This window comes from Marivirga sp., assembly GCF_024636815.1.
Lineage (GTDB): Bacteria > Bacteroidota > Bacteroidia > Cytophagales > Cyclobacteriaceae > Marivirga.
The window spans coordinates 1-8,307 of sequence record NZ_JAGXGF010000185.1; the positions used below are offsets into that span (position 1 = coordinate 1).

The 8,307-nt window shown below is 33.8% G+C and carries 9 protein-coding genes; 7 read left to right on the forward strand and 2 right to left on the reverse strand.

Annotation, left to right across the window (positions count from 1 at the left end):
* The coding region (locus Q0L29_RS13485; RefSeq protein WP_296622475.1) for a heavy metal translocating P-type ATPase metal-binding domain-containing protein at positions 1 to 459 on the reverse strand (459 nt) is incomplete at its 3' end.
* Between the two features lie 250 nt (positions 460 to 709).
* Between Q0L29_RS13485 and Q0L29_RS13490 the strand changes: the two genes are divergently transcribed.
* From Q0L29_RS13490 to Q0L29_RS13510, 5 genes are all read left to right on the forward strand, one after another.
* The gene (locus Q0L29_RS13490; RefSeq protein WP_296622476.1) at positions 710 to 1,210 is read left to right on the forward strand and encodes a Fur family transcriptional regulator; all 501 of its coding nucleotides are present in this window, start codon (positions 710 to 712) and stop codon (positions 1,208 to 1,210) included.
* A gap of 93 nt (positions 1,211 to 1,303) precedes the next feature.
* A complete protein-coding gene (locus tag Q0L29_RS13495) occupies positions 1,304 to 1,654 on the forward strand; it encodes a hypothetical protein (protein ID WP_296622478.1) in 351 nt (116 codons plus the stop codon).
* A complete protein-coding gene (gene raiA / locus Q0L29_RS13500; RefSeq protein ID WP_296622479.1) occupies positions 1,654 to 1,977 on the forward strand; it encodes a ribosome-associated translation inhibitor RaiA in 324 nt (107 codons plus the stop codon). Before Q0L29_RS13495 ends, raiA begins: the two co-directional genes overlap by 1 nt.
* Positions 1,978 to 2,108: 131 nt before the next feature.
* Positions 2,109 to 2,507, forward strand: coding sequence for an FdtA/QdtA family cupin domain-containing protein (locus Q0L29_RS13505; RefSeq protein ID WP_296622480.1), 399 nt, complete (start codon positions 2,109 to 2,111; stop codon positions 2,505 to 2,507).
* A 172-nt stretch (positions 2,508 to 2,679) separates the two neighbouring features.
* On the forward strand, positions 2,680 to 3,450 hold the full coding sequence (locus Q0L29_RS13510) for a GNAT family N-acetyltransferase (protein ID WP_296622481.1): 771 nt from the start codon (positions 2,680 to 2,682) through the stop codon (positions 3,448 to 3,450).
* A gap of 94 nt (positions 3,451 to 3,544) precedes the next feature.
* Here the strand turns inward: Q0L29_RS13510 and Q0L29_RS13515 are convergent, their stop codons facing one another.
* Positions 3,545 to 4,351 carry a 5'-nucleotidase, lipoprotein e(P4) family gene (locus Q0L29_RS13515; RefSeq protein ID WP_296622482.1) on the reverse strand — a complete coding sequence of 269 codons (807 nt, stop codon included), beginning with the start codon at positions 4,349 to 4,351 and terminating at the stop codon, positions 3,545 to 3,547.
* A 227-nt stretch (positions 4,352 to 4,578) separates the two neighbouring features.
* Between Q0L29_RS13515 and hemB the strand changes: the two genes are divergently transcribed.
* Both hemB and Q0L29_RS13525 read left to right on the forward strand, forming a co-directional pair.
* Positions 4,579 to 5,553 (forward strand): porphobilinogen synthase, encoded by a 975-nt coding sequence (gene hemB, locus Q0L29_RS13520; protein WP_296622483.1) that lies wholly within the window; start codon positions 4,579 to 4,581, stop codon positions 5,551 to 5,553.
* A gap of 497 nt (positions 5,554 to 6,050) precedes the next feature.
* Positions 6,051 to 7,760 carry an amidohydrolase gene (locus Q0L29_RS13525; RefSeq protein ID WP_296622484.1) on the forward strand — a complete coding sequence of 570 codons (1,710 nt, stop codon included), beginning with the start codon at positions 6,051 to 6,053 and terminating at the stop codon, positions 7,758 to 7,760.
* Positions 7,761 to 8,307: the final 547 nt, after the last annotated feature.

Below are 8,307 nucleotides of genomic sequence, written 5' to 3' on the forward strand. Positions count from 1 at the left end.
AATAGAATCCAACAGCTTCACTAATTCCAATAAGGAAATTTCTTGATGATTGAATGAGATGATTACAGTTTTCTTATTGAAATCTACTCGACTACTGATTATGCCAGAGTGCAGCTTATAAAGTTTTTCTAAAAGCCAGATGCAGGCACTACAGTGAATAGCCGGAATGTAAAACCTTACTTTACTGATTTCTTCATTTTTGAAATCTAAAAGGCTATTAGCAAAAGCCTCATCTTTGAGGAAATCGAAATTATTAATTCTTTTCTTTTTGGAACTGATGCCTGGCGATTCGGCAACGCAATAGAAATTATCAAGGTTATTTTCGAGTAAAATTTCATAGACCATACGGCAGCCTTCACAACAGAAATTCTGATCATGGCTCACAATAAGCTCTTGATCACATTTTTCTCCACAATGGCGACATTCAAGGTCTTGTCTTTTCGCTGTTGATGTACTCATTAATAGCTAATTTTTTATTTTTCAAAAGTAATAGCTGTTTAGCTCCAAAAACATGACCTAAGTCAGGAATCGGCTTGAGATTAATCATCTGTCAAATTAATCAGAAATGACATCATAAGTAAATAGGTCAAAAGTTAATTGATTGTTTCTTGTTTAGAATGACTTTAAACTTTAGATAAAATACAGCTTTAATATTTCAAACTTCATATTCAAAACTTAACTTAGACTTTATTATTAAAAGAACTATAGGATGTCGATATCTAAACCGGTGATGAAGGAAATTTTGCAACGCGCAAAAAATATATTGGATGAATATTTGAATGACCAGCATTTAAGAAAAACAGCAGAGCGCTATTCCGTTTTGGAGGAACTCTATTATTTACCTCAAGATGAACATATAGATGTAGAAACGCTATTTCTCAGAATGAGAAATAAGGAGTATACAATTTCAAGAGCGACAGTTTATAATTCTATTGACTTACTAGTAGAATGCGGCTTAGTCGTGAAGCATAATTTCAAAGATAAAAATGCGCTTTATGAGCCGGCTCTTACTTATGAGCATCATGACCATTTAGTATGCAATAATTGTTTGAAAATAAAAGAGTTTTTGGATCCCAGTATTGAAGCAATTAAAAAAAGGGTAGGAAAGTCTTTAGGTTCAGATATTAAACATCATTCTTTGGTTTTTTATGGAGATTGTACAATTGAAAATTGTGAAAATTTAAAAAGAAAAGAAGTCGTTAGTGGTTGATAATCAGTATGTGAAATGTTATAATTATTAACCGATATGACTTCAGAAATTAAATGACCGCAACAAAAATTTCTTGTTATCGCTTAATATAACATGATGAAATTACAAGAAACCATACAGCATTTAAATAGTATAGTCGATAATATAGCACAAGTAAATGCCCAGACTGAGGGTATGACCTATGAAGATTTCAGAAAAAATGAGCCTGTTAAAGAAACGGTTTACGAATATCTTCAGGAAATAGGCCAGGCTGCTAGGGAGTTGTCGGAAAATCAAAAGCTTCCTGCAGAAATAAATCTAGAGCCCTTAGTAGCATTTAGAAATGCACGCTATAATCAGGAGGCTGAAACTGGTCATCAGCAGGTTTTCAATTTGTTACCTGATTTAAGACAAATTGCTGATACTATAGAGACATCAGATTTATATCAAAATAATTTATCATAATGGATATTACTTTAGAACCAGTAGATTTTAACATAAGTCAGGATTTGAATGATCACATGCGTGAGATGTTCAATAAGCTTTCGAAATATAATGATCAAATAGTTGGTATCGATTTGTATTTAAAATCGAATGCAAACGATGAGAACGGTGAAAAAACCGTTGATGCGAAAATCTTCTTACCAGGAAATGATATTTATGTTTCTGGTGAGGGAGATAGCTTTGTATCAGCAGCCCAAGATTGCTATGAAGTAGCCAAAAGGCACGTTAGAAAAGCAAAAGAGAAAGTGAAAGACAGATATCAAAAGAGGCCTGATAAAGCTTAAAAGTTATACCAATGAAAAGTAAAATGAGCAATCAATATTGATTGCTCATTTTACTTTACTTCTAGTTTTATATTTATTGCAATTAAAATAATCACTAGTTTTATAGCATTGCTAATTGTAATATGGTATGTATGAATTTTGATAATCCTCAAATCTTGAACTTAAGTAAATTTGGGAGTCTTGATATAGGCTTTCTTTCTGTAGCAGAAGTAGAAAATGCCATTCCTTTTCCAATTAAAAGAGTTTATTGGGTTTATCAAACTCCTGAAAATCAGACAAGGGGAGATCATGCAAATCTCATTAACAAACAAGTGATAATCTGCTTAAACGGAACAGTTGAAGTATTTATTCAAGACCAGAGTGGTAAACATTACCCATATATTTTAAATGACGCCTCAAAAGGTTTATATATTCCTGCTAAGCATTGGCGGAAAATGATTTTTTCCGAAAATAGCATACTATTATGTATTTGCTCTGAGAAATTTGATGATTCAGATTATATTAAAGACTCCGATCAATTTATTCACTGAATCTTAGAATTAGATGGTTTACAATGAATATAGTTTTTCTTCTATTAACTTCAATCAAGTAAGTAATTACCCATCAAATTTATTATTCCTCTCAAAGCGATTTCTCAAAGTTCAAAATGAAATCGAAAAAAGACATTTTTTAATTGATTACAAAGGGAATACAATATTGACATTGACTTTTTCAATTATAGATAAAAAGGCTATTTCTCCTTACAGAGCTCCATTAGGTGGATTAAATCAGGTGGGAGAACTACCAATCGAAATTATTGAGGAATTTATTTATTTCACTCAACAAAAATTAAAGAATGAGGGGATTAGTTTAGTTGTATTAAATTTCGCCCCATTCTGTTACAGTCATAGATTAAAAAAACAAATACAGACTTTTCTTAAATGCGGTTGGGAGATTGACAATTCTGATGTTGGGTTGTTTTTAGAACTTAAAAATAAAAGTTATTGGCAAAGTATAGACCCAGGCTCAAAGAATAGATTAAATAAAGCCAAAAAAGCCGGTTTTTATTGTAAAAAAATTCATGTTGACGAACTAGATTCGGCATATAAAATTTTAGTGTCAAATCGTATTCGTAATGATTTTCCGATTACTATGAAATTTGAGGATTTAAATTTTATGTGCCAAAATTTCAAAGAATATGAATTGTTTGCAGCTTATGATGATGAAAAAATGATCTCAATGGCTGTTTGCATACAGGTTTCAGACAAAATCTCATATCTATTTTACTTGGCGGACTTACATGAATATAGAAGCTTTAGCCCCAATATTTTAATGCTAAACTATATCTATGATCACTATTTAGAGGCAGGTTTTGAGATCCTTGATTTAGGAGTAGTGTCAGAAAAATCTGTAATAAATAGAGGACTGTTTGATTTCAAGAAAAATTTGGGAGGCTCTACTTCAAAAAAATACGGTCTTATAAAGTATTTATAATTCAATAAAAAAAGAAATGTCCCAAAAGCTTGATGAATTGATAGCTTAATTTTTCCTCTAAACTAGCGACTTTAAATCCTATTTGCTTGATTGTTTATTTGGCAATATTTAGCTGTTTCCTTCTCAATTCTAATTTTTCCTTTGCTGTTTTAGAGAAGTCATTTCCATAAATAGCAGATTCCCATTCACCATACATCGGATTTGGCAACATAATGAAATTGTGTAATAATTCTTTTTGATGTTTCGTAATCAAATCTTTACCTAATGTGCTATCTCTTTCAGCAAATTTTTGGTCATAATCGGTTAAATTATCTCCTACATATAATAAGATATTATGCCCTGCTTTAACCATCTCTCGTCTTTCCGTTTTGTCACTTTTGGTGGTGCGTAATAAGAGATGTTCCTTTTCAGCTTGAGGTAACTTCAGTGTTTTTAAGTTTTTCAAAGTAGGTTCAAAAACTCCGATCTTCCGGTTTGAGACATAATAAATTTCAAGCCCTAAGCTATCTGCAAAGTTTAGGAAATCTATCGCACCCGGCAAGGCTTCCGCTTTGGCTTGTTTGCACCACTTTTCCCAGCTTTCAGAGCCATAATTTTTACCCTTTAAGAAAAGCCTGGCTTCATAAGGACTGTTGTCTAAAACAGTTTCATCTAAATCTAAGATTACAGCAGGTTTCAATTCTGATTTAGAAAGCGTATCCATCTTAATTTTCAGCAACATTTTACCTTTATCATAAGCTTGCAGATAAGAAGCTTCCATTTCAGCAGATTGCTGAAACCATAAAGTAGCATTTCCCAATTGCATGGATAATATCTCTTCAGCACTTAGTGTCTTTCTTTGAGGAAATTGCTGGCAAGCACTTAATATTAGAATAGAAATGATAACGATAAATGAACGCATAATTTTGATTTTTTTAACTTTTGCAAAAGTAAAAGGTAAATCGATAAGTAGAAGCCTGTATTCAAAATTAAATTTAACAAAAGCCAAATGATGGAATTTGTATCAACCTTGGATTGATTATATTTTTTTATAACAAGAAAATTATCCGTGATCTCATGTTTTTTTAAATCTGATTCTAATTTCCATTTCATAAAAGCTTAACTTTGAACCACCAAAAAGCAATTTTTATGTTAATACGCCCGAGAAGAAATCGCAAATCAGCTGCAATACGCGAAATGGTGGAAGAAACCACTTTAACAACCAAGGATTTTATCTTTCCACTCTTTTTATTAGAAGGTCAAAATAAAAAAATTGAAGTGGATAGTATGCCTGGTATTTATCGTTTTACATTAGATTTAATGTTAAAAGAAATTGAGGAATGCTTGAAATTAGGTATTAAATCTTTTGATGTTTTTCCCGTGGTAGAGGAAAAGCATAAAGACAAGATGGCCACTAAAAGTGCAGATGAAGATTTTTTCTACATAAAAGCCTTGAGAGAAATTAAATCTAAATTTCCAGAAGCTTGCATTATGACCGATGTCGCGATGGATCCTTATAGCAGTGATGGACATGACGGCATAGTAGATGAAAATGGCAATATTCTCAATGATGAAACTTTGGATGTGTTGGCAGATATGGCATTAGCTCAGGCTGAAACTGGAATAGATATTATCGGGCCATCTGATATGATGGATGGAAGAGTTGAATATATCAGAGATGTTTTAGATGAAAATGGATTTATAAACACCTCTATTATGAGCTATTGTGCTAAATATGCATCTGCTTTTTATGGTCCTTTCCGTGATGCACTCGACTCAGCACCAAAATCAGGCGATAAGAAAACTTACCAAATGAATCCTGCTAATAAATATGAAGCTTTAATTGAAGCAGAGCTAGATGCGCAAGAAGGAGCAGATTTCTTGATGGTAAAACCAGCTTTAGCTTATCTGGATGTCATTCATTTATTAAAAGAAAATAATGAATTGCCGATTGCTGCTTATAATGTAAGCGGAGAATACAGTATGATTAAAGCAGCAGCTCAAAAAGGCTGGTTAGATGGAGAATTGGCAATGATGGAAAGTTTACTGAGCATCAAAAGAGCCGGAGCAGATGTCATTTTAAGTTATTTCGCTAAAGAAGCAGCTCAGGTGTTGAGGAAATAAAGTTGAGTTGATGTTGTTAACGCGCTGTATTCGTTATCCTCAAAAAGTGTTTCATTGCTTATGTCAGACTTTGAAAAAGTCGGACATTTTTCCTTTTAAGTTGGTTCAATTCCACCTAAACCCACATTTATGTCTTCAAAAATGTATTACTGTAAATCAGGGTGTAGGTGTTTCAAATCATAGAATTTTCCCTTTTGAAGGTGTTTTCACCTTCAATTTTCTTTGAGATATCCTGAGCCTGTCTTCTTAAGTTTTGGTGAAAACACCTAAACGAGGCAGAGGAGAGGTTAAGGATATTCATCTTCTAAAAAGTCCAACTAGCCTATTTCTAACAAATGTCCCGACATTAAAATGTCTGACATGTCTGTAAGGAGGGTTGTTCAGTTTAATTGCTTTACCTTTATTCTTAAAAACCATCATAATTCCCCACTCAAATAATCTTTATTGTATTTAAAGGATTTTCAAATTACTTTCATCAAAATTTTAATGATATAATGATGAAAATAAAAAGTTTACTTTCCATAATGGCAATTTTCAGCTTTTTAAGTTGCCAAAATCAACAGGAAACAGCCGATTTAATTATAAAAGGAGGAACCATTTATACGGTGAATGAGAACCAACCTACTGTGGAGGCAGTAGCTGTTAAAGATAATAAAATCCTTTTCGCAGGAAGTGTAGCAGAAGTGGAAGAATATTTATCCGAAGAGACTCAACAAATTGATTTAGAAGGCAAAACCATGACGCCCGGTTTTATAGAAGGGCATGGGCACTTTATGGGCCTTGGTTATAATGAATTGAATGTTGATTTATTACAGACCAAGAGTTATGATGAAGTTATTCAAAAAGTAAAAGAAGCTGTGGATGCTGCAAAGCCAGGTGAATGGATAACAGGAAGAGGATGGCACCAAAGCAAATGGAATAAAATGCCTGAAAATACTATCAATGGATTCCCCTTGCATCATGCAATTAGTGAAGTCTCTCCCAACAACCCTGTTTATTTAAGACATGCCAGTGGTCATGCCGGAATGGCAAACGAAAAAGCCATGCAAGTTGCTGGAGTTTTGCCTTTATCTAAAGAAAGTATGGCCAATCTGGATGTAGAAGGAGGAGAAATTTTCAGAGACGATAAAGGAAATCCAACAGGTGTTTTCAATGAAAGAGCAATGACTTTAATCACCCAGCATATTCCTGAGAGTACACCAGAAAAAGATCGAAAAGCTTTTGAACTAGCTGTGAAAGCTAGTCATAGAAACGGAATTACAAGTTTCCATGATGCAGGAATCGGAAGAGATGATATTCAGCTTTATCGTGATATGAAAGCCGAAGGAAAATTGGATGTTAGAATGTACGCCATGCTAACAGGCTGGGATAAAGGATTATTAAATGAATGGTACGAAAAAGGCCCAGAAGTTGATAGCGCTCACCTTTTAACTATTCGATCTATAAAATTAAATTGTGATGGTGCATTAGGCTCAAGAGGCGCCTGGCTTTTGAAAGAATATACCGACCAACCCGGTCATTTCGGACACGAGACTCTACCCATGAGTTTTGTATATACAACCTCTAACAAAGCTTTGAAAACTGGTTTTCAGGTTTGTTCACATGCAATAGGAGATAGAGCTAATCAGGAAATTCTGGACAGATATGAAAAAGCCATGAAAGAAAATCCTGAGCTTACTGAAAACCACAGATTTAGAATTGAACATGCACAGCATTTACATCCTGATGATATTCCAAGATTTGCTGAATTGGGCATAATTCCAGCTATGCAAGCCATTCATATGTCATCAGACAGGCCTTGGGCAATTGACAGATTGGGTGAAAAGCGAATTAAAGAAGGCGCTTATATGTGGCAAGCTTTATTGCAATCGGGAGTGCCAATTGTAAATGGAACAGATGTTCCGGTTGAGCCAATTGATCCTTTGGCTTCTTTCTATGCTAGTGTTAGCCGTAAAACACTGGAAGGAACTCCTGAAGGAGGTTATGAGCCGGAACAAAAAATGACTCGTGAGCAAGCGCTAAGATCTTATACTTTAGATGCAGCTTATGGTGCTTTCGAAGAGAATATTAAAGGCTCAATTGAAGTAGGTAAATTAGCTGATTTCACCATTTTTGATAAAGACATTATGAGTATACCGGAGAATGACATTCTAAATACTGAAATTGCAATGACTATTTTTGATGGTAGAGTTGTTTATCAGAAATAAGTTCAAAAGCCTTTGTTCTGTGCGTCATTCCCACGCAACTTGTCCCGTACAGTATGTCGGGAGGTGGGAATCTATTGATTTTAATCTCTGATTAAAATACCTAAGCTAATAAAAGCTAGAATTGCTGATTTAGCATAATTGATACAAAGTTTCAATATTATGAGATTCCCTTCTTCAAGGGAATAGCCTGTCCCGAATTTTAATCGGGAACGCACGGATTAGAATAAGTAGTAAATTAACTCTATTATGCTATTAATTTAGGTCTAAAATTTCTATCCCCATGGTTGGTGGCATACGAACCATCTACTAAGAAAGCATTAAAAAAGGTCTGAAATTTTCAGACCTTTTTTAATAGCTACTATATTTTTGTCAACTGAATAAGTATCAGACTTATTTCATCTATTGTCTACTAACCTGAGTTCGACTCTAATTTGTAAATTCAGATTTTCATATAATTCAATAGACAAGGCGTCTTTGAGAAGATATAGCGGGCTATATCGAGGGAAGATAACGCAGTATATTGGATTATATGGAAAAGCTTTTCCTA